This window comes from Sporosarcina sp. resist (assembly GCF_014302295.1).
In the GTDB taxonomy this organism is placed as follows: domain Bacteria; phylum Bacillota; class Bacilli; order Bacillales_A; family Planococcaceae; genus Sporosarcina; species Sporosarcina psychrophila.
Genome location: NZ_CP060287.1, coordinates 4,986,360 through 5,010,000, shown reverse-complemented (window position 1 = coordinate 5,010,000; position 23,641 = coordinate 4,986,360). Strand labels below are relative to the sequence as shown.

Annotated in this window: 27 protein-coding genes and 2 rRNA genes (1 of these 29 running past the window's edge); 28 read left to right on the top strand and 1 reads right to left on the bottom strand. The window is 43.0% G+C overall.

The genetic code is table 11. From position 1 onward, the window contains the following. The 12 genes from H7992_RS24155 to rsmI all read left to right on the top strand — a co-directional run. Nucleotides 1–707, top strand: a 23S ribosomal RNA gene (locus H7992_RS24155) (it extends 2,225 nt beyond the left edge of the window). An 81-nt stretch (nucleotides 708–788) separates the two neighbouring features. Further along, nucleotides 789–904: ribosomal RNA gene (gene rrf, locus H7992_RS24150) — 5S ribosomal RNA — on the top strand. Between the two features lie 539 nt (nucleotides 905–1,443). After that, nucleotides 1,444–2,880 carry an aminotransferase class I/II-fold pyridoxal phosphate-dependent enzyme gene (locus tag H7992_RS24145; protein ID WP_187046268.1) on the top strand — a complete coding sequence of 479 codons (1,437 nt, stop codon included), beginning with the start codon at nucleotides 1,444–1,446 and terminating at the stop codon, nucleotides 2,878–2,880. Between the two features lies 1 nt (nucleotide 2,881). Then, nucleotides 2,882–3,517, top strand: coding sequence for a dTMP kinase (tmk, locus tag H7992_RS24140; protein ID WP_067213765.1), 636 nt, complete (start codon nucleotides 2,882–2,884; stop codon nucleotides 3,515–3,517). Between the two features lie 47 nt (nucleotides 3,518–3,564). After that, entirely contained in the window at nucleotides 3,565–3,894 is a 330-nt protein-coding gene (locus H7992_RS24135; protein WP_067213764.1) for a cyclic-di-AMP receptor, read from the top strand. Between the two features lie 20 nt (nucleotides 3,895–3,914). Then, entirely contained in the window at nucleotides 3,915–4,355 is a 441-nt protein-coding gene (locus tag H7992_RS24130) for a YaaR family protein (protein ID WP_067213763.1), read from the top strand. Between the two features lie 58 nt (nucleotides 4,356–4,413). Beyond that, the gene (holB, locus tag H7992_RS24125) at nucleotides 4,414–5,421 is read left to right on the top strand and encodes a DNA polymerase III subunit delta' (RefSeq protein WP_187046267.1); all 1,008 of its coding nucleotides are present in this window, start codon (nucleotides 4,414–4,416) and stop codon (nucleotides 5,419–5,421) included. Continuing rightward, nucleotides 5,414–6,241, top strand: a complete 828-nt coding sequence (locus H7992_RS24120) for a PSP1 domain-containing protein (RefSeq protein WP_187046266.1) — start codon at nucleotides 5,414–5,416, stop codon at nucleotides 6,239–6,241. The genes holB and H7992_RS24120 overlap by 8 nt, the downstream gene beginning before the upstream one ends. Before the next feature lie 13 nt (nucleotides 6,242–6,254). Beyond that, nucleotides 6,255–6,626: a DNA replication initiation control protein YabA gene (gene yabA / locus H7992_RS24115; protein WP_067213761.1), complete on the top strand. Its 372-nt coding sequence runs from the start codon at nucleotides 6,255–6,257 to the stop codon at nucleotides 6,624–6,626. 182 nt (nucleotides 6,627–6,808) lie between these two features. Next, a complete protein-coding gene (locus tag H7992_RS24110; RefSeq protein WP_187046265.1) occupies nucleotides 6,809–7,561 on the top strand; it encodes a tRNA1(Val) (adenine(37)-N6)-methyltransferase in 753 nt (250 codons plus the stop codon). Next, complete coding sequence (locus H7992_RS24105) at nucleotides 7,545–7,832, top strand: GIY-YIG nuclease family protein (RefSeq protein ID WP_067213759.1); 288 nt, start codon at nucleotides 7,545–7,547, stop codon at nucleotides 7,830–7,832. Before H7992_RS24110 ends, H7992_RS24105 begins: the two co-directional genes overlap by 17 nt. Then, the gene (gene rsmI / locus H7992_RS24100) at nucleotides 7,810–8,688 is read left to right on the top strand and encodes a 16S rRNA (cytidine(1402)-2'-O)-methyltransferase (RefSeq protein ID WP_187046264.1); all 879 of its coding nucleotides are present in this window, start codon (nucleotides 7,810–7,812) and stop codon (nucleotides 8,686–8,688) included. Before H7992_RS24105 ends, rsmI begins: the two co-directional genes overlap by 23 nt. A 150-nt stretch (nucleotides 8,689–8,838) precedes the next feature. Here rsmI and H7992_RS24095 read toward each other — a convergent pair whose 3' ends face one another. Beyond that, the gene (locus tag H7992_RS24095) at nucleotides 8,839–9,117 is read right to left on the bottom strand and encodes a transition state genes transcriptional regulator AbrB (RefSeq protein WP_067213757.1); all 279 of its coding nucleotides are present in this window, start codon (nucleotides 9,115–9,117) and stop codon (nucleotides 8,839–8,841) included. 279 nt (nucleotides 9,118–9,396) lie between these two features. On the opposite strand from H7992_RS24095, the gene metG reads away from it, so the two are divergent. The 16 genes from metG (at nucleotide 9,397) to H7992_RS24015 (ending at nucleotide 23,606) form a co-directional block, all read left to right on the top strand. Then, nucleotides 9,397–11,370, top strand: a complete 1,974-nt coding sequence (gene metG, locus H7992_RS24090; protein WP_187046263.1) for a methionine--tRNA ligase — start codon at nucleotides 9,397–9,399, stop codon at nucleotides 11,368–11,370. Nucleotides 11,371–11,620: 250 nt separating this feature from the next. Next, nucleotides 11,621–12,388, top strand: a complete 768-nt coding sequence (locus tag H7992_RS24085) for a TatD family hydrolase (RefSeq protein ID WP_187046262.1) — start codon at nucleotides 11,621–11,623, stop codon at nucleotides 12,386–12,388. A gap of 135 nt (nucleotides 12,389–12,523) precedes the next feature. Next, nucleotides 12,524–13,753, top strand: a complete 1,230-nt coding sequence (locus H7992_RS24080; protein WP_187046261.1) for a resuscitation-promoting factor — start codon at nucleotides 12,524–12,526, stop codon at nucleotides 13,751–13,753. A gap of 197 nt (nucleotides 13,754–13,950) precedes the next feature. Next, the gene (rnmV, locus tag H7992_RS24075; RefSeq protein ID WP_067214112.1) at nucleotides 13,951–14,517 is read left to right on the top strand and encodes a ribonuclease M5; all 567 of its coding nucleotides are present in this window, start codon (nucleotides 13,951–13,953) and stop codon (nucleotides 14,515–14,517) included. Beyond that, a complete protein-coding gene (gene rsmA, locus H7992_RS24070) occupies nucleotides 14,510–15,406 on the top strand; it encodes a 16S rRNA (adenine(1518)-N(6)/adenine(1519)-N(6))-dimethyltransferase RsmA (protein WP_187046260.1) in 897 nt (298 codons plus the stop codon). The genes rnmV and rsmA overlap by 8 nt, the downstream gene beginning before the upstream one ends. Before the next feature lie 142 nt (nucleotides 15,407–15,548). Continuing rightward, a complete protein-coding gene (gene veg / locus H7992_RS24065; RefSeq protein WP_067213752.1) occupies nucleotides 15,549–15,815 on the top strand; it encodes a biofilm formation stimulator Veg in 267 nt (88 codons plus the stop codon). A gap of 132 nt (nucleotides 15,816–15,947) precedes the next feature. Next, nucleotides 15,948–16,124: a small, acid-soluble spore protein, alpha/beta type gene (locus H7992_RS24060; protein ID WP_067213751.1), complete on the top strand. Its 177-nt coding sequence runs from the start codon at nucleotides 15,948–15,950 to the stop codon at nucleotides 16,122–16,124. Nucleotides 16,125–16,425: 301 nt separating this feature from the next. Continuing rightward, nucleotides 16,426–17,292 (top strand): 4-(cytidine 5'-diphospho)-2-C-methyl-D-erythritol kinase, encoded by an 867-nt coding sequence (gene ispE, locus H7992_RS24055; RefSeq protein WP_187046259.1) that lies wholly within the window; start codon nucleotides 16,426–16,428, stop codon nucleotides 17,290–17,292. 55 nt (nucleotides 17,293–17,347) lie between these two features. Then, on the top strand, nucleotides 17,348–18,175 hold the full coding sequence (gene purR / locus H7992_RS24050; protein ID WP_067213749.1) for a pur operon repressor: 828 nt from the start codon (nucleotides 17,348–17,350) through the stop codon (nucleotides 18,173–18,175). 1 nt (nucleotide 18,176) lies between these two features. Continuing rightward, entirely contained in the window at nucleotides 18,177–18,554 is a 378-nt protein-coding gene (locus H7992_RS24045; protein WP_067213748.1) for a RidA family protein, read from the top strand. 149 nt (nucleotides 18,555–18,703) lie between these two features. Continuing rightward, nucleotides 18,704–18,988, top strand: a complete 285-nt coding sequence (gene spoVG / locus H7992_RS24040; RefSeq protein WP_067213747.1) for a septation regulator SpoVG — start codon at nucleotides 18,704–18,706, stop codon at nucleotides 18,986–18,988. A gap of 395 nt (nucleotides 18,989–19,383) precedes the next feature. Then, nucleotides 19,384–20,754, top strand: coding sequence for a bifunctional UDP-N-acetylglucosamine diphosphorylase/glucosamine-1-phosphate N-acetyltransferase GlmU (gene glmU / locus H7992_RS24035; RefSeq protein WP_187046258.1), 1,371 nt, complete (start codon nucleotides 19,384–19,386; stop codon nucleotides 20,752–20,754). A gap of 14 nt (nucleotides 20,755–20,768) precedes the next feature. Then, nucleotides 20,769–21,728, top strand: a complete 960-nt coding sequence (locus H7992_RS24030) for a ribose-phosphate diphosphokinase (RefSeq protein ID WP_067213745.1) — start codon at nucleotides 20,769–20,771, stop codon at nucleotides 21,726–21,728. 84 nt (nucleotides 21,729–21,812) lie between these two features. Continuing rightward, complete coding sequence (locus H7992_RS24025; RefSeq protein WP_067213744.1) at nucleotides 21,813–22,445, top strand: 50S ribosomal protein L25/general stress protein Ctc; 633 nt, start codon at nucleotides 21,813–21,815, stop codon at nucleotides 22,443–22,445. 312 nt (nucleotides 22,446–22,757) lie between these two features. Next, complete coding sequence (pth, locus tag H7992_RS24020) at nucleotides 22,758–23,321, top strand: aminoacyl-tRNA hydrolase (protein ID WP_067213743.1); 564 nt, start codon at nucleotides 22,758–22,760, stop codon at nucleotides 23,319–23,321. Between the two features lie 54 nt (nucleotides 23,322–23,375). Then, nucleotides 23,376–23,606, top strand: a complete 231-nt coding sequence (locus H7992_RS24015; protein WP_067213742.1) for an anti-sigma-F factor Fin — start codon at nucleotides 23,376–23,378, stop codon at nucleotides 23,604–23,606. Nucleotides 23,607–23,641 lie beyond the last annotated feature (35 nt).

The window sequence follows — 23,641 nt, the reverse complement described above, 5'->3', positions numbered from 1 at the left end:
CTTCTAACCCATGCCCCTTATCGGGGCAGGAGACAGTGTCAGGCGGGCAGTTTGACTGGGGCGGTCGCCTCCTAAAGAGTAACGGAGGCGCCCAAAGGTTCCCTCAGAATGGTTGGACATCATTCGTAGAGTGCAAAGGCATAAGGGAGCTTGACTGCGAGACCTACAAGTCGAGCAGGGTCGAAAGACGGGCTTAGTGATCCGGTGGTTCCGCATGGAAGGGCCATCGCTCAACGGATAAAAGCTACCCCGGGGATAACAGGCTTATCTCCCCCAAGAGTCCACATCGACGGGGAGGTTTGGCACCTCGATGTCGGCTCATCGCATCCTGGGGCTGTAGTCGGTCCCAAGGGTTGGGCTGTTCGCCCATTAAAGCGGTACGCGAGCTGGGTTCAGAACGTCGTGAGACAGTTCGGTCCCTATCCGTCGCGGGCGCAGGAAATTTGAGAGGAGCTGTCCTTAGTACGAGAGGACCGGGATGGACATACCTCTGGTGTACCAGTTGTCTTGCCAAAGGCATCGCTGGGTAGCTATGTATGGACGGGATAAATGCTGAAAGCATCTAAGCATGAAGCCCCCCTCGAGATGAGATTTCCCATTACGCAAGTAAGTAAGATCCCTCAAAGAAGATGAGGTTGATAGGTCTGGGGTGGAAGCACGGCGACGTGTGGAGCTGACGGATACTAATCGATCGAGGACTTAACCAATTTTGAAAAGGGCTTGATTACCCTGATTCTGTGTAGCACAATGTCTGTTTTATTCAGTTTTGAGCGAACAAGCTCAAAGAGTCTGGTGACGATTGCGAAGAGGTCACACCCGTTCCCATCCCGAACACGGAAGTTAAGCTCTTCAGCGCCGATGGTAGTTGGGGGTTTCCCCCTGCGAGAGTAGGACGTCGCCGGGCACCATGGATAACACAAAACGAGATGATTCTTTAGAATCATCTCGTTTTGTGTTATCTGCATGTTTTTTCCGAAAATTAAAGCAAAAGGACATAGAAAACATGGATTTGAAGAAATGTAGTCATTGCCAGCAAGTAGGTAATGACTTTTTGTTCGTCTAGAGTCGCCTTCTGTCCTGTAAGTAAAGGTAATAAGAACGCCTTGTCGGGGCTGAACAGGCGCTACATGACTGGTTGAACTCATATCTGTTGATTAACCAAAATAACCAGTGAATAAAGTAATCAAACACTAGGTGCTTCTTGTATGGTTGTCGTTCATCCGTCGATCTCCATGGCTATAATAGGTACTCAAAGTACTGAGGCTTTGGGGGATGAGGGAATAGATGGCTTCTCCGGAAACATACTAGTCCAAATGAAGACTTTGGAGCCTCCTTTACCAGTATGTTGTGTAAGAAAATGGTTATTCAACAGATGTGGGTTGTACTGGTTATATGATCGGTCTGAGATACTATATAATAGAAGGAAAGGAAGTGTGATTTACAATGAAAGATCCTAATCGGCCGCTTATTGAAGCGTTAACTAAGTTCAAAGAAGCAAACCCGATTTCATTCCACGTGCCTGGACATAAAGGGGGAATACTTTCTGGACTACCGACCGAGTTACGGATGGCTCTTCAATATGATTTTACTGAGTTAGAGGGACTTGACGATCTTCATGAGCCGAGTGGTGTAATTGAAGAGGCGCAACAGAAGCTGTCGTTACTCTATGGTTCGGATCAAAGCTTCTTTCTTGTGAATGGTTCAACGGTAGGGAATTTGGCAATGGTCTATGCGGCGTGCCGTGCGGGTGAAACAGTTATTGTTCAGCGCAATGCACATAAGTCGATTTTCCATGCGATTGAGCTGACTGGTGCAAGGCCAGTGTTTGTGTCACCGGTTTGGGATGTGACTACAAAGACAGCGGGAGGCGTGACCGCTGCGCAAGTCGGCGAGGCGCTCAAGGCCTATCCTGGGGCCAAGGCTGTTATTCTTACCTACCCGACGTACTATGGCCTAACAGGGACCGAGTTAGAAGAGACTATCAACCTTTGTCATACATATGGAGTTCCAGTCTTGGTAGATGAGGCACACGGTGCACATTTTGTTGTAGGTGAACCGTTTCCTCGTTCAGCGTTGGAGATGGGTGCGGATGTAGTTGTTCATTCAGCGCATAAAACATTGCCAGCGATGACGATGGCTTCTTTTTTACACGTACGCTCAGACTTCATCGCTGCAGAAAAAGTTGCCCGTTATTTAGGGATGCTACAGTCTAGCAGTCCATCTTATTTGTTGATGGCATCGCTTGACGATGCCAGAGCTTATGCAGAGTCTTATAATGAAGAAGATAAAAAGGTCTTCGTGGAATGGCGGGTATCTTTTATCAAACGTTTGAAACTGATACCAAGACTTCGAGCGTTTGAAACGGATGATCCGTTAAAGCTTATTTTACGCATTGAAGGTTATTCTGGTTTTGATCTACAAAAGAAACTGGAAGCGGAAGGAATTTATAGTGAAATTGCAGATCCCTATCAAGTGTTGTTCGTGTTACCGTTATTAAAAGTGGGGTCGATTTATCCTTTCGATGAAGTTTATGAGAAAATTAAAACTGCGGTTACTTGTTTGGATGGAGTGGATAAGATAATAAGTACAATAGAAGCACCACTACTTGGGGAGGGACTTTCTCGTCTTGCTTACACGTCAGAGGAAGTGGCGAATATGGAAGTGGAGTGGATTCCATACGTGGATTCCCTGGGGCGTGTGGCGGCCGCTTCCGTGATTCCCTATCCGCCGGGTATTCCGCTTTTAATTGCCGGAGAAATTGTAAAGGATGAGCATGTTCAAACTTTAGGGAAATTGCTCCAAATGGGGGCGAAATTCCAGGGGGAAATTCGAATTAACGAAAAACAGATAGTTGTAGTAAAGAATAGAGTGGAGGAATAACATGATACAGAAAGGTGTATTCATTACATTTGAAGGACCTGAAGGGGCTGGAAAGACAACAGTCATCAAAGAGTTATATAAACGTATGGAAGAACAAGGATTGAAGGTCATTCTTACGCGCGAACCGGGTGGAATTCGTATTGCGGAGAAAATCCGTGAAATAATCCTCGATAATGATCATCAGGAAATGGATGCGAAGACGGAAGCACTTCTCTATGCAGCCGCACGAAGGCAGCATCTTGTTGAAAAAGTGATGCCTGCACTTAAGGACGGAATGATTGTCCTATGTGATCGTTTTGTTGATAGTTCGCTAGCTTATCAGGGGCATGCGCGCGGACTTGGAATTGATGAGGTTCTATCGATTAATGAGTTTGCTATCAGTGATACGATGCCGGATCTGACGGTCTTTTTTGATATTAATCCAGAACAAGGACTTGCGCGAATTGCGGCAAATGACAAACGAGAAGAGAATCGATTGGATAATGAAAGTATCCATTTTCATCAAAACGTTTATGAGGGTTATCAGGAGCTCATTCGTCGTTACCCAGAACGGATTCAATCAACGGATGCATCGCTCTCTAAAGAGCAAGTAACGGAAAATGTTTGGAAAATCATATGCTCCCAACTCATTAAATAGTCAGATTCATGATATAATAGTTGGAAAGCGGAAAAGGGGAGATTATCGTGAAATTGATTGTGGCAGTTGTACAGGACCAAGACAGTAACCGGTTGTCTACGGCTTTGACCAAAGGTGACTTCCGAGCGACGAAATTGGCTAGTACGGGAGGATTTTTACGGTCGGGAAATACGACATTTTTGATTGGTACCGATGATGCCCTCATTCCGAAGGCGCTTGAACTTATTCGAGAAAATTGCCGTTCACGAGATCAAATGGTAGCTCCAGTTTCTCCAATGGGTGGAAATGCAGACTCATACATTCCTTACCCGGTTGAAGTCGAGGTTGGCGGTGCTACCGTATTCGTCCTTCCAATTGAACATTTTCATCATTTTTGATGAATAAGAGGTGAACCTAAATGAAAGTCAATAGTGACTACCGTTCGGGCCTCGATAAGATGAGGAACGATCCTTTACATTCATCTCAAGGTGGAGCGCGGTTCGGCCAAATGGTCGTTAAACAAGAGCAGCGCCTCCAAGGAGAGCAGGTTACTAAGCTCCTCGGCGATATTTCATCGGCAGGGGACCGAATTGCCCGTTCTCGCAATTTGCGCGATATGGCTAAATTTAAAATGCTAGTTCGACGTTTTCTTAAAGAAGCCGTTGAATCTGGAATGGGACTTAAACAGTCTCATACATGGAATCGTTTCGGTGAGGGACGCAGGTTGAAAATTGTCGAAACGATAGATGAAAGGCTTATTGAGTTGGCAGAAGACTTGTTGAATGAAGAAAAAACATCTGTCGATCTATTAGCTAAAATTGGTGAGATCAAAGGGCTACTCATCAATCTATACATGTGATTCCGTGTTTTCTGTCGTTTAAGAAACACGGTTTTTTTGAACACGGAGGTGTGTGCTTATGCAAGATCAAATGAATAACCGACTTGTAGTAGAGCAAAAAAAAATAACTGAACGATTAAGTTCTTCTTATAAAAATGGGCGAATTGGACATGCATATATGTTTGACGGTGAACGTGGAACAGGAAAAGAAGCGGTTGCACTTTTTTTCGCCAAACTTCTTCTTTGTGCTAGTCCTGAAAACTTTGTTCCATGTGAAACATGTCATTCTTGTCGACGAGTGACGTCCAGTAATCATCCAAACGTAACGCTTATTCGACCAGATGGTCAGGATATCAGGAAAGAGCAGATGTCCAATCTTGTGTATAGCATGACGAAAAAGGGTTACGAGTCGGGTAGGAAAATATATATTATTACTAGGGCAGATCGGATGAACGTTGCTGCGGCGAATACGTTGCTTAAGTTTCTTGAGGAACCCGAAGGCGATGTAACGGCAATCCTTTTAACGGATTCATATCAATCGATATTGCCAACGATCCAATCACGGTGTCAACGGTTATCTTTTCTACCGCCGTCTAGAGAAATGATGATTAGTGAGCTAGTCGAGAAGGGGATTACGCCTTCAATGGCAGCGACCGTTACGATGGTCACTGCCAATCTGGATGAAGCTTTTCGACTGGCTGGAGATGATCAATTTGCACACATGCGAAAAACAGTGTTAAAATTGGTTGAAGCATCGGATAGACATGTCCATGAAGCGTTGTTATTCATTCAATCAGAATGGGCCCCTTTATTTAAAGAGAAGGAAGAGACTGAGAGTGGACTGGATTTACTGCTTTATGCTTACAGAGATGTGGTGGCATCCAAAGCCGGTTTGCAGTCAACAGCAACATTTCCCGATCAGCAAGAACTAGTTAGAGGTCTTTCGATGAAGATGACATATAGCCAGCTGTCTGCTAATATGGAGGCAATATTGCAGTCGAAAAAGCAATTGCATGGCAATATGAATCGCACACTTTTAATGGAACAATTGGTGCTCAGCATGCAGGAGGGGTTACTTGTTGTATAAAGTTGTAGGTGTCCGCTTTAAGAAAGCGGGTAAAATATATTATTTCGATCCACTGGAGTACACGCTCGACGAAGGTGACTACGTCATCGTTGAAACAGCACGTGGAATCGAATACGGTAAAGTTACAGGTAAGGTAAGAGAAGTTGGTGAGAATGATGTTGTCTTGCCACTCAAAAAGATCATTCGTCCAGCGCAAACGGAAGACCTCGAAAAAGTAGAGGAGAACCGTCTTGAGGCTGAACGGGCTTTTAGTACAGGTGTAGAAAAGATTATAGAACATTCGTTAGAGATGAAGTTGGTTGATGTCGAGTATACATTCGATCGAAACAAGATTGTCTTTTACTTTACGGCTGAAGGTCGCGTTGATTTCCGGAATCTTGTTAAAGATCTTGCTTCGATTTTCCGGACACGTATTGAACTGCGACAGATTGGTGTACGTGATGAGGCGAAAATGCTTGGTGGCATTGGACCATGTGGTCGGATGCTTTGCTGTTCAACATTCCTAGGTGATTTCGAACCGGTTTCGATAAAAATGGCAAAAGATCAGAACTTATCACTTAATCCTTCTAAAATATCAGGTCTGTGCGGACGTCTTATGTGCTGCTTGAAATATGAGAATGATGATTACGAAGAAGCAAAAGCACTTATGCCAGATGTAGGAACACGTGTCCAAACACCTGAGGGGCCTGGAAAAGTAGTTGGACTGAATCTGCTTGAACGCCTTCTTCAAGTAAGTATGACGGATCAGGATTTGGTATTGGAGTATACGTTGGAAGAAATAATGGAACAACAAAAAAATATGGCTCAATTGATGAAATAATGAGGTGGGATAGTTGAAAGAAAAGAGTTTTCTGGATAGGGTTATGGAATTCGAGCAAGAACTCGAATCTATGCAAAAGCAATTCCGCGAATTGATTGGATTCGTCGCGCAGATGACGGAAGAGAACCATTCGCTTCAACTCGAAAACCATCATTTGCGCAAGCGGCTTGAAGAAATGGACAAACAAATTGATGAAGAAGTACAGACAATCAACACAAGGCAACATCGGAAAAAAACGAATAAAATAGACGTTGGAGAAGGCGTTGATAATTTAGCGCGCCTATATAATGAAGGATTTCACGTCTGCAATGTCCATTACGGTGGTATTCGTAAAGGGGAAGATTGTCTGTTCTGCCTCTCTTTCTTAAATAAACAAAACGTGTAAAATGAGCCGATCCTATTGCAACGTAGGCATCGGCTTTTCTTTTATTGTGGGCCAACAGGGGGTGGGTCATGCATCGGAGAGGGATTGATCTACACCCCTCTTTGTTGCCGCAGGACGCGGCGTACTTAGGATGTGTTCCTTAATTCGGCGCTTCACGCATTTTTATTATGGAGGAAAATATTATGGATGAAATTTTACAAGATGATGAACGACTCGATTATTTATTAGCGGAAGATTTGCGGATTATTCAAAGTCCGTCTGTATTTTCTTTTTCTTTGGATGCAGTACTACTTGCAAGATTTGCCTATGTCCCGCTACAACAAACTGGAAAAATTGTAGATATATGTGCAGGTAACGGAGCGATTCCGTTGTTTTTAAGCGCCAGAACGAACGCTACTATTACTGCTGTTGAATTACAGGAGCGGCTTGCAAATATGGCGGTAAGAAGTGTCCGGTATAATGGGCTGGAAAGCAGGATTCGCATCCTTAATGATGATGTCATTGGCATTGCGGCAAAAATCGGCTATGAGAAATACGATACAGTAACATGTAACCCTCCCTACTTCCCAGCGCATGAGGCAAGCGAAAAGAACTTATCGGAGCATCTGGCAATTGCCAGGCATGAAATCCATCTAACGCTTGAACAGGCTATCCAGTCGGCAAGCGAATTGTTAAAGCAGGGGGGAAAGGCAGCGTTTGTCCACCGTCCAGGACGTTTACTCGACATTGTCACTGCAATGCGTGCAAATCGACTTGAGCCTAAACGAATTCAGTTTATTTATCCGAAAGAAGGTAAAGAAGCAAATACATTGCTAATTGAGGCGATTAAAGACGGTAAGCCAGATTTGAAAGTATTACCGCCTCTCTATGTGTATGGTGCTGATAATGAATATACGGAAGAAGTGAGGCTCCTCCTTTATGGACAAAATGGGTGATCACTTATTTTATGTATTAGAATGCAAGGATGGGTCCTATTATGCCGGTTATACGAATGATTTGGAAAAGCGTGTTCGTGTACATAATGAAGGGAAGGGTGCTAAATATACACGCGCAAAACGACCTGTACAATGTATTTACCATGAGAACTTCGAAACAAAACGTGAAGCTATGCAGGCAGAGTATCAATTTAAACAACTGAAGAGGAATGCGAAAGAGATCTATATTAGAAAGAGGCGAAACGTAAATGAAGTCACAGAAAAGTGCTGAACCAGGCGGTGGAAAACTGTTTTTAGTCGGAACACCAATCGGTAATCTTGAAGATATGACATACCGAGCGATTCGTATCTTGAAAGAGGTAGATATGATAGCGGCAGAGGATACGCGAAATACAATCAGGTTATGTAACCATTTTGAAATTAAGACACCGCTAACAAGTTACCATGAACATAATATTGAAGTTGGTGGCGAAAAGATTTTGGCCATGCTTGCGGATGGAAAGACGGTTGCACTCGTGAGTGATGCGGGTATGCCATGCATTTCTGATCCGGGGGCAGACATTGTAGCCAAGGCAATTATTGCAGGGTACGACGTAGTTCCTGTTCCAGGTGCGAATGCAGCAATCAGCGCGCTAGTTGCTTCAGGGTTAGTACCGCAACCTTTTATGTTCTTTGGTTTCTTATCACGTCAGAAGAAGGCCAGGAACATTCAATTAGACGATTTAAAACAACGAGAAGAGACGGTTATTTTATATGAGGCACCTCACAGGCTAAAGGAGACTTTACGCGCGTTACAGACGAGCTTCGGTGGGACACGCTCTGTTGTCCTGGCAAGGGAATTGACAAAACGTTTTGAGGAATTTCTTCGTGGTACGCTTGAAGAAGCTGTTTTATGGGCAGAATCAAATGAAATACGTGGCGAGTTCTGTATTGTAATCGAAGGCAGTGACGGAGTTATTGTAGAAGAGCAACAGGCGTGGTGGAACGACTTAGAAATTCGTGATCATGTGACAGAATTGATGGAAAGAAAAGGTCTTCGTTCAAAAGAGGCAATCCGAGAAGTAGCAAATGACCGTGGATTAAGCCGTCGCGATGTTTATAAAGAATTTCATGTCGAAGATGAATGACAGACAGACAGTAGTACATAAGAAATGCGCTGTAGTCTGGACGTGAAATTTTTATGTTGCAATGTATTCACAGTATGAGGTTTCATAGTATCCTAAGCAACGAAAAAAAATCCAGAACGGTTAACCGATCCGGACAATACTATTATTGATTTACTTTTTTAAGCTATCTTCAATTTCCTTGATGAGTTGTTTTGCGCCTTCTGGGCTCAAAATTAACTTGCCATCGATAAGACTTAAATTGTCGTCAGACACATCGCCCGTAATCGAGCATGTCATATTCGGCATATATTTCTTCAAGATGATTTTATCTTCATCAACGTAAATTTCCAAAGCGTCTTTTTGTGCAATACCAAGTGTACGGCGTAATTCAATTGGAATTACTACACGTCCAAGTTCATCGACTTTTCTTACAATACCAGTTGATTTCATGAGTTTAACTCCTTTCGATACATTTAGTTTCGTCAAAATTCGACAAAATTCTCTTAACAACTTTTATCATACCAAGTCTTCCAATTAACGTCAATACTAGGCGCTTAAAACTATGAGAAAAATAGTAGTTATTTAAAAAAGTGCGCTATTTTTCGACAAAAGTAGACTAATAGACACGGAAATAACAATGACGTTAGCTGTTGTCGAGGAATTTCATTGTATCGCCAGTACGCTTTAGATAGAATAGATAGTACATACTTATACACTGGAGGAATATTCGTGGCTGATCAGAAAAAGACTTTCTATATTACTACACCTATTTATTATCCAAGCGGGAATTTCCATATTGGTACCGCATATACCACTGTCGCTTCAGACGCGATGGCTCGTTACAAACGACTGCGCGGGTATGATGTTCGGTTCCTGACTGGAATGGATGAGCACGGTCAAAAGATACAGGAAAAAGCGCAAGAGGCCGGACTGCCACCGCAGGAGTTTGTCGATGGTATCGCAGAGACAGCGAAAAAGGTCTGGAATACAATGGACATTTCATATGACGACTTCATCCGTACGACGGAAGAGCGCCATAAAGTGATTGTCGAAAAGATTTTTAAAACATTCCTTGATAACGGCGATATTTATAAAGGGGAGTACGAAGGATGGTATTGCCTACCTTGTGAAACATACTTTACGGAAGGGCAGCTTGAAAATGGCAACTGTCCTGATTGTGGACGACCTGTCAAAAAAGTGAAGGAAGAATCATACTTCTTCAATATGAAGAAGTATGCTGGAAGACTGTTGAAGTTTTACGAAGATAATCCGAAGTTTATCGAACCGGAATCGCGTAAAAACGAAATGATTAATAACTTTATCAAACCGGGGCTTGAAGACTTATCTGTTTCTCGTATGTCGTTTGATTGGGGCATAAAAGTTCCTGGGGATCTGAAGCATGTCATTTATGTATGGGTCGATGCGTTGACGAACTACATCACAGCGCTTGGCTATCAGTCAGATGACGATTCGTTATTCAAAAAGTATTGGCCGGCGGATGTCCATGTTGTTGGAAAAGATATTGTTCGTTTCCATACAATTTATTGGCCGATTTTCTTAATGGCACTCGATTTACCGTTGCCGAAGAAAGTATTTGCACATGGTTTCATCATGATGAAAGATGGAAAAATGTCGAAATCTAAAGGCAATGTCGTCTATCCGGAAATGCTTGTTGAGCGCTACGGACTCGATGCGACACGTTATTTCCTTCTTCGTGAATTGCCGTTTGGGCAAGATGGTGTATTCTCACCCGAATCCTTTGTGGAGCGGACGAATTATGACCTTGCAAATGACCTCGGAAATTTATTGAACCGATCAATTTCGATGATCAATAAATATTTCGACGGAGAGATACCGACACAAGGCCTTGTCGCAACAGATTTCGATGACAGCTTGACGAATTTCATGACGACTACAGTCGGGAAATACGAAGCATCAATGGAGAACATGCAGTTTAGCGCTGTCCTTGGCGATTTGTGGGCTCTTATATCGCGGACCAACAAATACATCGACGAGACGTCTCCATGGGTGTTAGCGAAGGAAGAGGCGGATAAAGGGAAACTAGCGTCTGTTATGATGCATCTTGCGACATCACTCCGTCACATTGCTGTATTATTGCAACCGTTTATGACGGAAGCGCCTAAACAGATTATGACGCAACTGGGTCTGGATGAAAAACTGCTTGCTTGGGATACGCTGGGGAATTTCAACGCGATTCCGACAGGCACAAAAGTCGTAGAAAAGGGTGTACCAATCTTCCCGCGCCTGGATGCGGATGTTGAAGTCGTTTATATCCGTGATCAGATGGCGATTACTGCACCGGCTGAGAATGCGCCTGCCGAGCAACCTGCAAAAGTGGAAGTTGAAGAGCCGGTAGTGACGGAGATTTCAATCGATGATTTCCTGAATGTCGATTTACGCGTTGCGACAGTAACTGCATGTGAAAGAATTCCGAAAGCAGATAAATTGCTGAAGCTCCAACTAGATATGGGTTATGAGCAACGACAAGTTGTATCGGGCATCGCAGAACATTACGAACCTGAGGCACTAGTCGGGCAGAAAGTAATTGTTGTTGCCAACTTGAAACCTGTAAAATTACGTGGAGAGCTATCCCAAGGTATGATTTTGGCTGGGAAATCAGATGGTATTTTGAAACTTGCCACAGTCGATCAGTCACTTGAAAATGGTGCACAAGTTAAATAAGAATAGAAACGGCGTCCCTCATGGAAACGCCGTTTTTCTTTTTTTGAGTATATTATCAATTTGTAAACTATTTGAGTTGAACAAATGAATACCTATATAAACTGAGCGAAGGCGCCTTACAAGGGGTAGCCGAAGCCCTAAGACTGGCGGGCGAAGCTGCTTGGCTTAGGGTGGGAGGCATCCCCTAGCGCCGTAGCGAATAAGAAGGAAACCCGTTCGATTAAAATAAAACAATTGTGAGGCGAAAATAATGTATATAGATACACACGTTCATTTAAATGCAGATCAGTATGAAGAAGATATAGATGAAGTGATTCAACGTGCCCAAGAAGCCGGTGTTGACAAGATGGTGGTCGTTGGATTTGATCGCAAGACGATTTTGAAGGCAATGGAACTGACTGAACAGCACGCTTTCATTTACGCCGTTGTCGGTTGGCATCCTGTAGATGCAATCGACTGCACAGAAAAAGACTTGGAATGGATTGAATCACTCGCCGCGCACCCTAAAGTTGTTGGTATAGGGGAAACAGGACTGGATTATCATTGGGATAAATCACCGCGAGATGTGCAACAGGAAGTGTTCAGAAAACAGATTCAGCTTGCCCAGAAAGTAAACCTGCCAATTATTATCCATAACCGAGATGCAACGGCGGATGTCGTTCGTATCTTGAAAGAAGAGGGAGCAGAAAAAACGGGCGGAATTATGCATTGTTTTGGTGGAAGTGTCGAGACTGCAAATGACTGCATAAAAATGAATTTCATGATTTCATTGGGAGGACCAGTTACATTTAAAAATGCAAAGGCGCCAAAACAAGTTGCAACGGAAATTTCGCTTGATCATTTATTAATCGAAACAGATGCGCCTTATCTCGCACCTCATCCGTACCGTGGAAAAAGGAATGAACCGGCATGGGTGACGCTTGTTGCGGAAGAAATAGCGAGACTTAAAGGTCTCCCTGTTGAAGAAGTGGCAAAAAGAACGACCGCAAACGCTTTGAAAGTATTTAACATAACATGAATAAGATGGTAGGAAGTTTTCCATGCTTTTTATATGAAGGGCTTCCTAAATTTGTTATTCACCAAATTCATACGGGTTGACATGCCGAAGAGTACCCTTTATAATCAGCCGAGTGATGAAGGAGGAGTTTTTTTCATGTCAAAAAGTACCATGAAAAACCTGTTCTATAAGTCATTGAGGAGTAAAAAAGTAGCGATTACCGTAGTTTCGCTAACGCTATTTGTTACTGTTATTTCACTTGTTCTCTTTGAGGGAACAAAAAAATCGATCACGTTGGACGTGGACGGTAAAGAACTTAACATTAAAACGCACGCACATACAGTTGGTAAACTTCTCTCCGAACAGGAAATTGAAGTTGCCAAACACGATCTAGTAATACCCTCAGTGAATACACCTATCGAGGATGGTCTATCGATTAGGTGGGAACAGTCGCAACAAGTTGTAATAAATGTCGATCAGGATACCAAATCCATATGGACGACTAATCATAAGGTGGAAGAGATACTTGCTGAAGCAGATATCGAAATTACCGAATATGATGTTGTAAACCCAGTGCTAGATGAACAGCTAGGGAAAGAAAATAGCATTACCGTCCAAAAAGCGTTTGAAGTAACGTTGAATGACGGCGGAGAAGAAAAGAAGGTCCGGTCAACTTCGACTACGGTCGCTGACTTTTTAAAGAGAGAGAACATTCATTTGAATGATGACGATCGTCTGAATAGAAAGGCAGATGGGTATCTAAAGCCTGGCTCTATAGTGGCAGTCGTACGAGTGGAAAAAGTCACCGATGTAGTGGAAGAACCGGCGAACTTTGCAGTTGAAACACGCAACGATCCATCTTTACTGAAAGGGCGCGAAAAAATCGTCCAAGCGGGAAAAAAAGGAACGGTTTCACGGAAGTTTGAAATTGTGAAAGAAAACGGGAAGGAAATTTCCCGTAAGCTTCTAGAAGAGAAGTCAATTAAAAAACCACAAACGAAGATCGTTTCCATAGGCTCGCAAGTGATGGTCGCAAGTGCATCAGCTGGGATGTCTAATTCAAAAACTGTATCGCGTAACGATTCATCCGCGGAAGGTGGGGAGTTCTACGTAACCGCTACGGCCTATACGGCGCATTGTAATGGTTGTTCTGGAATTACACGAACAGGCATTAATTTACGTGCGAACCCTAATTTGAAAGTCATTGCAGTCGACCCAAGCGTTATCCCGCTCGGTTCTAAAGTGTGGGTTGAAGGATATGGCTATGCCGTTGCAGGGGATACAGGCGGTGCAATCAAAGGCAAGAAGATTGATCTGCACGTAGCAACGAAAGGCGATGCTTATAAATTCGGCAGACGCCAAGTGAAAATTAAAATCATCGATTGATATATACATCCGCAGGACTGATATTAGTCCCGCGGATTATTGTGTTATAGCTATCTTCTGCTGAAGGAAGTTAAACCTATGGGGGATATTATAAATTTTGAATTACGCCGAGGCGTAATTGATCGCCTGCCCATCTGTACATCCGCTTGCCGTCAGAGTAGAATTAGGGAAAGAATGCAATGGGAATGAGGATTTTTGTGAACATTAAAGAAATTATTGTTGTTGAAGGCAAGTCTGATACAGTAGCCGTGAAACGGGCAGCAGGTGCGGATACGATTGAAACGAACGGTTCTGCAATCGACGAGTTAACACTCACGCGTATTCGGCATGCTCAGGAAACGCGAGGCGTCATCGTATTCACGGATCCCGACTTTCCTGGCAGAAGAATCCGCGCCATCATTGAAGAGCGTATTCCAGGTGTTAAACATGCTTTTCTTGAAAAGAAGCTGACGATTGCCAAAAATGGATCGGGGCTAGGTATTGAGCATGCACATGATGAGCATATACGGGCTGCGCTAAGTGCGGTTTACACCGTGGACGACCAGCCTGCTGTTGATATACCACTAGCAGATTTGATGACGGCTAGGCTTATCGGACATCCTGATGCAAAAAGGCGCCGTGAGCGCTTAAGTGAGCTGTTGCAAATCGGTCAAGTGAATGGCAAAGGATTAAAGAAGCGGTTGGAAATGTTCCGAATTGGTTATGATCGATTGGGAGAAGTATTAAAGGTTCTAGACGAGGAGGAAACGGAAAATAATGAATAAAGATATTGCGACTCCGGTCAGGACGAAAGAGATTCTCGCTAAATACGGTTTTTCGCTCAAAAAAAGTTTAGGTCAAAACTTCTTGATTGACCCCAATATTTTACGCAATATCGTTTCGCACGCAGGCTTGTCCGAAAAAACAGGTGTTATTGAAATCGGACCCGGTATTGGTGCATTGACAGAACATCTTGCAAGAAGCGCAGGAAAAGTCGTCGCTTTTGAAATTGACGGACGCCTCCTTCCTGTATTGGAAGATACCCTGTCGCCTTACGACAACGTGACAATCGTTCATCAGGACATACTGGAAGCTGACCTTCTACAAGTAATGCAGGATCACTTCGCGGATTATGAGGATGTTGTAGTTGTTGCAAACTTGCCTTATTATGTGACAACGCCAATTATCATGAAATTCTTACTTGGTAAAGTTCCAGTATCAGGTATGGTAGTTATGATGCAGAAAGAAGTAGCAGATCGCATTACCGCCGTTCCAGGGACAAAAGCATACGGTTCTCTATCCATAGCTATTCAGTACTATATGGATGCGGAAGTGGCTATGATTGTACCGAAGACGGTATTCATGCCGCAACCAAACGTTGAGTCGGCTGTTCTACGTTTGACAAGAAAAGAAACGGCGCCAGCAAAAGTAATCGATGAAGACTTTATGTTTGTAGTTTCTAGAGGTTCATTCGTCCAGCGCCGGAAGACGATTTTGAACAACTTGCAATCCTCACTTCCTAATGGCAAGTTGAAGAAAGAAGTGATCTTGCAAGCTTTCGAACAAATTGGCATGGACCCTGGCCGACGTGGAGAAACACTGACAATAGAAGAATTTGCAAACTTGTCGAATGCCTTGTATGAGGACTTCTTTGAGAAGAAGAAAAAACGATAGAGTTAGAACGTTTTTATTAGAAAAATACCCTTTTTTCTAATAAAAAGATTGACAAAGTAGACAAGCAATTGTTAAAATGAAGATTTTAATTGACAGAAACTTTTAAAAGTGTTATGCTTATACTTAGTGAGGTGTAAGCGACGTGCCAAAAACATTAGCGGACATTAAGAAGTCATTGGATTCTCATCTGGGAAAACGTTTGCACTTAAAAGCAAACGGTGGTCGGAAGAAGACAATCGAGAGAGCTGGAGTGCTGCGGGAAACATATCGTGCAGTATTCGTAGTTGAACTTGACCAGGACGAAAATGCATTTGAAAGAGTATCTTACAGCTACGCAGACATTTTAACCGAAGCGGTTGAAATAACAATTCTTGAAGGTGCAGATCCTACTGCATTCATTATCAAATAATTACAGTCTTAATGATTTAATTCATTTTTAAACAACACCTGTGCAAGCATTCTGAAAATGGATGTCTTGTGCGGGTGTTTTTTCTTTCGTTTGGTTCATACTACAATTGTCAGCCAAAAGGAGGAAAACCGAATGGCGAAAAAACGTGGCATTATGTCTGAAGGCTTGAAGGTAGAAATTGCGAAAGAGCTTGGATTTTATGATGTTGTGGAGCGAGAAGGTTGGGGCGGCATCAAATCACGCGACGCGGGCAATATGGTGAAGCGAGCAATTGAAATGGCCGAACGAGGAGTAGCACAAAAGAAATAACGCTATGAATTACCCATTATCCAACTAACAGGCTGACAAAAGAAGAGCTGAATCCGGGAGCATCAAGATATCCGGTCAGCTCTTCTTTTTAGTGCTTGGGAAGTTGTGCGATATAGATAGGATTGGTCGTCCGTTGTTTATGAATGGTAGGTATGATTATATGGTCGGTTGTGTTTCCACATTTGTTCTGAAACCGAGGCTTTCAAAAATCAATTATCCTATTATTATCATTTCACAGCGCAAATATTTCACCCTATGCTAAAATAGGGGGATACAGACTAGCTGGAATGGAGGGAGCCGGATGCTTTATGAAAAGGCACCAGCAAAAATCAATTTAACACTCGATGTATTACATAAGCGACCGGATAATTTTCATGAAGTCGAAATGATTATGACTACGGTTGATTTAGCAGACAGAATCTGGCTTCGTCCGACAGATAACGGGAAAATCATCATCAAGGCGTCAGAACGACATGTACCCAATGATCGAAAGAACTTGGCTTATCAAGCTGCTGAATTGTTACAAATTGAATGTGGTATTACAAAAGGTGTTGAGATTACACTAGAAAAAAGTATTCCTGTTGCTGCAGGGCTCGCGGGCGGAAGTTCGGATGCTGCTGCTACGCTACGGGGATTGAATAGGCTATGGAATTTAAAATTGAGTGTCGAAGAACTCGCGAGGCTTGGGGCACGAATTGGTTCGGATGTTTCATTTTGCGTACATGGCGGTACAGCACTTGCGACGGGGCGCGGAGAATTAATTGAAATCCTACCTCCCCCACCAAACTGTTGGGTCATTCTCGCGAAACCGGCCATTTCGGTTTCGACAGGAGATATATACGGAAAGCTGAATTTATCTGCGATTGATCATATCGATACGGTTCGAATGATTGAAGCATTAAGGGCGGGAGATTACGACAAAATGTGCAACTCAGTCGGAAATGTCCTAGAAACCGTCACAATGGATCTGTATCCACAAGTCGTTGTTCTGAAAGAGCAGATGAAGAGATTTGGTGCAGATGCAGTTTTAATGAGTGGTAGCGGCCCGACAGTTTTCGGTCTCGTTAAACATGAATCCAGGGTACCGAGAATTTATAACGGGCTAAAAGGGTTCTGTCCAGAAGTATATGCGGTTAGAATGGTCGGTGGACATACAATTCTTGATTAAATACGTACGATTGTGGTAATGTACATTAAAATATTCGGGTTTAGGAGATGGTACTATGAAGTGGAAAAGGAGCGAGCGGCTTGTAGATATGACTAGCCAATTGTTAGAATCTCCACATGAACTTATTCCACTGACCTTCTTCTCCGAACGTTACCAAGCGGCTAAATCCTCGATTAGTGAGGATTTGACGATTGTAAAAGAAACGTTTGAGGAAAAAGGCACAGGAAAACTGGTGACGGTTTCCGGAGCAGCGGGAGGAGTGAAGTTCATCCCGAAGATGGTAGAATCCGACGTTCGTGAAGTGATGTCGCTTCTAATGGAGAAACTTGGGCATTCGGATCGATTGCTGCCAGGCGGTTATTTATTCATGACGGATCTTCTTGGCAATCCGCGCATTATGGATCGTGTGGGTAAAGTATTTGCTTCAGCGTACGCGGAGACAGACATTGATGTGATTATGACGGTAGCGACGAAGGGTATTCCGATTGCCCATGCAATTGCGCGTCACCTGAATGTCCCAGTCGTTGTCGTTCGCCGTGATAGCAAGGTGACCGAGGGACCAACTGTGAGCATTAATTATGTATCTGGTTCAACCAGACGTATTCAAACAATGGTATTATCGAAAAGAAGCATGCAAAGCGGACGCAAAGTCCTCATTACAGACGATTTCATGAAAGCAGGCGGTACGATGCTTGGGATGAAGAGTCTTCTGGAGGAATTTGGTTGCGAACTGGCAGGTATAGCTGTTCTAGTAGAATCCGATCATGCTGAAGAGGTTCTCGTCGATAACTACTTATCTCTTGTTAAGCTTCATGCAGTAAATGAAAAGAATGGGACCATCGAGTTAGAAGAAGGAAACTATTTTGCGGAAGGTGGAAAATGATATGAATTATGTAGCGACAGAAAACGCACCACAGGCAATTGGACCTTATGCACAAGCGGTTAGTGTGAACGGAATGGTATATACATCCGGGCAAATTCCATTGACACCGGAAGGACTGCTTGTTGAGGGGACTATCGAAGATCAAACGCACCAAGTGTTCGCCAATTTAAAAGAAGTGCTGAAAGCAGCAGGTTCATCTTTGGATAAAGTAGTCAAAGCAACTGTTTTTATTAAAGATATGAATGAATTCGTTGCTGTCAATGACATTTACGCACAGCATTTTGGGTCTCATACACCTGCACGTTCAACTGTTGAAGTTGCTAGATTACCGAAAGACGTAAAAATTGAAATAGAGGTTATTGCTCTAGTAGCCAAATAACAGATACCCGCCCAAATATCACTTTGGGCGGTTTTTTTATTTCCGTGTCTTTCAAAATGTTTAAATAATTGTGTTTATAAAGAAGGGAAACGCTTACTTTTGTGGAATATAGTCGTCATGCACTGTAAAGACAAAAGGAGTGGTAAGAGATGGAAGTAACAGATGTGAGGTTACGAAAGATGGAAACTGATGGAAGGATGAGGGCAATTGCTTCGATTACAATTGACGATGAATTTGTCGTGCATGACATTCGGGTCATCGATGGAAATGAGGGATTGTTCGTAGCGATGCCGAGTAAACGAACACCTGATGGAGAGTTTCGTGATGTAGCACATCCAATTAATACAAGTGCTCGAACCAAAATCCAAGATGCAGTAATGGCGGCATACCACCTTTCTGCAGAAGAAGCAGTATTTGAAGGCGCTGGTGCATGATGTGGCCCCTTCGTTTTTACCTATACTTATCGTGAAATAATATAGACAGCCTGTGGATAATTTACAATATAGAAGTTTCACGTCTAGGCTCCGGGCACAAAATGCTCGGAGACCTGCAGGATGTGGGTTCCGTTGAAGCGGGATTGAACTACGATTCACTTTGTGCTAGATGATAAGGACAACTTAGGTTGTGTTCACTTGCAGGTTCCCTGCGCTTTTTTTATGGATTTTTTTGGCATTAAAAAGCTGAATAAAAAAGAGAAAATAATGATAAAAGATTGTAATCAACTTGTCAAGAGGTATGAGGTTGAAAATTAGCCCGTTTTCAGCTATAGTCAATAGTGAAAACATTCGAGGGGGATTCGCCTTCATCCCTCATTCATGGGGGCTATTAAATGACAAATACATATGCCGTTGTCCTGGCTGCAGGGCAAGGTACACGGATGAAGTCCGATTTATATAAAGTACTGCATCCCGTTTGTGGAAAACCGATGGTCGAACACGTAATTGATCATATACGCGGTCTTGGTATTGGTCGAATTGTTACGATTGTTGGACATGGTGCAGAAACGGTAGAAGAAACGCTTGGAGAGAAAAGTGAATATGCGCTACAGCAAGAGCAATTAGGCACGGCACACGCTGTTCAGCAGGCTGAGAGGCTTATTGGTGACTTGGATGGTACGACTATCGTTGTATGCGGAGATACGCCGCTCATTCGTTCTGAGACAATGGAGGAATTGATTGCGCATCATAAAGCAACAGGAGCAAAAGCAACTATCTTGACGGCTAATGCGGATGATCCAACAGGATACGGGCGCATTATCAGGGGAGAGAGTCGCCAAGTCCTCCGAAATGTTGAACAGAAAGATGCAACTCCTGAAGAACAAAAAGTGACGGAAATCAATACAGGGACCTATTGCTTTGACAATCGGACACTTTTTGAAACGTTGAAAAAAGTGAAAAATAATAATACGCAAGGGGAATACTATCTCCCTGATGTTGTCGGTATTTTGCAATCTGAAAATGCACTCGTTTCAGCATACGTGACAGGGGATTTCAGTGAAACACTCGGTATCAATGACCGCGTAGTCTTGGCAGAAGCAGAGCGTGTCATGCGTAGACGTATAGCTGAAAAGCATATGCGGAATGGTGTAACAATTATCAACCCCGAAAGCACGTATATAAGCGCGGCAGCCGAAATTGGCCGTGATACAGTTCTTCAACCGGGCACAATGATTGAAGGTCATACCGTTATCGGCAATAAGTGTGTAATAGGACCAAATAGCCAGATTGTCGACAGTGTAATCGGTGATAATACAAATGTGCATTCATCTGTTGTACTATCTAGCAGAATTGGTTCAACTACGGCAATAGGACCGTTCGCACATATCCGCCCGGACTCTGATCTTGGCGACAGTGTGAAAATCGGTAACTTTGTGGAAGTGAAAAAGGCGACACTAGGTGAAGGTAGCAAAGTGTCACATTTAAGCTATATTGGTGACGCAAAAATTGGGTCGCATGTAAATGTAGGTTGTGGAACAATCACTGTTAACTACGATGGCAAGAACAAGCATCTTACAACAATTGAAGATAATGCATTTATTGGTTGTAATTCCAATTTAGTCGCTCCAGTTACAGTTGGAAAAGGTGCATATGTAGCAGCTGGATCGACAATTACTAAAAGTGTGCCAGAAAGTTCACTTGCAATTGCGCGTGCACGGCAGGAGAATAAAGAAGGATATGCAAACAAACTAAATCTCAGTTAAACAGGGGGAACATGATGGCTAATCACTATCCTAACGATAAACTTAAGATATTTTCTTTGAATTCGAACCAAACACTTGCGGTGCAAGTAGCGGAAAAAATCGGACGTCCACTTGGCAAATGCTCGGTCAAACAATTCAGTGACGGAGAAGTCCAAATCAATATCGAAGAAAGTATCCGTGGCTGCGATGTATTTGTCATCCAGTCGACATCGTACCCTGTCAATGAAAACTTGATGGAACTTCTTATTATGATTGACGCTTTGAAACGTGCGTCAGCACGCACAATCAATGTCGTTATGCCTTATTATGGCTATGCGCGCCAAGATCGTAAAGCACGTTCACGTGAACCGATTACAGCGAAACTTGTTGCAAATTTACTTGAAACAGCAGGAGCCCACCGTGTCATTGCAATCGATCTGCATGCACCACAAATCCAAGGTTTCTTCGATATCCCAATCGATCATCTTGTTGCTGAGCCAATCCTTACAGAATACTTTAAAGGAAAAGGCTTGAACATCGATGAGCTTGTTATTGTATCACCGGATCATGGCGGTGTAACGCGTGCGCGTAAGATGGCGGACCGCATGAAAGCACCTATTGCGATTATTGACAAACGTCGCCCACGCCCAAATGTTGCTGAAGTGATGAATATCGTTGGCAATGTTGAAGGGAAAACAGCAATCCTAATTGATGATATTATCGATACAGCAGGGACAATCACAATTGCGGCGAGCGCTTTAATCGAAAGTGGAGCAAAAGAAGTGTATGCTTGTTGTACACACCCAGTGTTGTCAGGTCCAGCAATCGAACGAATTGATAATTCGCAAATTAAAGAATTGGTTATTACAAATTCAATTGAGCTTCCGGCAACGAAAACATCCCCAAAAATCAAGCAACTTTCTATCGCTTCATTGCTTGCAGAAGCGATCGTGCGTGTGTTCGAAGAGAAATCTGTTAGTACATTGTTTGAGTAAATTTAATTTAGATGTTTCATGTCGCTTGTCATTGGGTATTTATTAGTTAACACAACTTTTTTTAAAGAAGGGTGATTAAATAAAATGAGTACAACTATACAATCAGAAGCGAGAGTACCATCAAAACAATCAGCACTAACTGGATTACGTAAAGAGGGCTATGTTCCAGCGGTCGTCTACGGTTATAAAACAGAAGCTACATCGATTTCAGTAAAAGAGCGAGACTTACTGAAAACATTACAAATAACGGGCCGTAATGGCGTTATTAAACTTAATATTGACGGGAAGGACCTTAATGTTGTCCTAAACGATTATCAATCTGACGTATTAAAAGGTGAAATTCGACATGCGGACTTCCTTGCTATCAATATGACAGAGGAGCTTGAAGTAGATGTTACTATACATCTTATTGGCGAATCTGTTGGCTTGAAAGAGGGAGGCGTACTTCAACAACCGAACCGTGAAGTGACCATCAAAGTGAAACCTTCGGATATTCCGGAGACATTTGATATCGACATTTCAAAACTTCAAATCGGCGAAACGATTACAGTAGCTGAAATTCGTGCGAATTCGAAATATGAGATTTTAAACGAAGATGATCATGCACTTGTTCTAATTTCATCACCACGTACAGCGGCGGAGATGGAAGAACTTGAAAGCGAAGCTTCTGAATCAGAAGAGCCAGAAGTAATTGGTGAGAAGAAAGAAGCGAAGTAATACAAACATGAGCGCACGGAAATCCGTGCGCTTCTTTTCTGTTTCATAGTTAAGTAATTATAGGTTTTTTAACTTGGAATAGTGTCTTAGCACTAGTCACAAGGCTTCTAAGATATAGCTATGCAGTCGTTTGCGACAGGAAGTCGCTCACTTAGACTGCCTTTTTTGCTCTCTTTAAGCCCATGGCATCTGTATCGTTTCCTATCCTTGTGCTTTTCTCAAGGATAGGAAAGTATAACTTTATCTACATGAATCGGTGTCTAGACTCTAGCGCTTTTCTAAATCCTCTAGTGTAAAAGGAAGATGAAATCTATGAAAATGATAATAGGACTCGGAAATCCGGGTAAACAATATGAAAAAACACGCCATAATGTGGGGTTTCATGTCATTGACGAGCTTAGTACTCGTCTGCCAATCACTGCAGTACAATCGAAATTTGGTGGCATGTATACGGTTGTCCATCGTCCGGAAGGAAAAGTAATGCTTGTCAAGCCGCTTACTTATATGAACCTATCTGGTGAATGTGTTCGGCCATTGATGGATTACTTCGATATCGACGTAGAAGATATCGTTGTTCTGTATGATGATCTTGATATTGCTCCCGGAACAATTCGACTGCGTCAAAAAGGCAGTGCAGGTGGCCATAACGGCATGAAATCACTTATTGCTCATCTTGGTACGGACCAGTTCAATCGAATCCGAATCGGTGTTGGTCGTCCCATCGGTGGTATGAAAGTGGCTGATTACGTTCTAGCACCTTTCGGCAAAGATGAAAAACCATTAATTGAAGACATGGTGAAAAAAAGTGCATCCGCATGTGAAGCGTGGCTGGGCAAACCATTTAATGATGTCATGAACAACTTTAATGGTGTATAAGGAATAATAAAGCCGTCTTGCGCCTATACTTTGAGAAAAGGGGCGGAGACTAAAATGGCGATCCGTTATACTTGCCGGCACTGTGAGACTGAAATTGGCACACTTCCGTTTGAATCTGCGAAGGAGGCTATCCTTCTGCTGCACAAGATGGACGAAGAGGAAGTTGAGCATTTTCTGACGTATGAAAAAGACGGGGCATTGACGGTGCGATGCATCTGCGAACAGTGTGAGCAATCGCTTCAACGATTCCCGGACTACTATACACTTAACAAATGGCTTCAATAAGATGTACGCTTTGGCGCTAAATGCGTCCAAAGCTT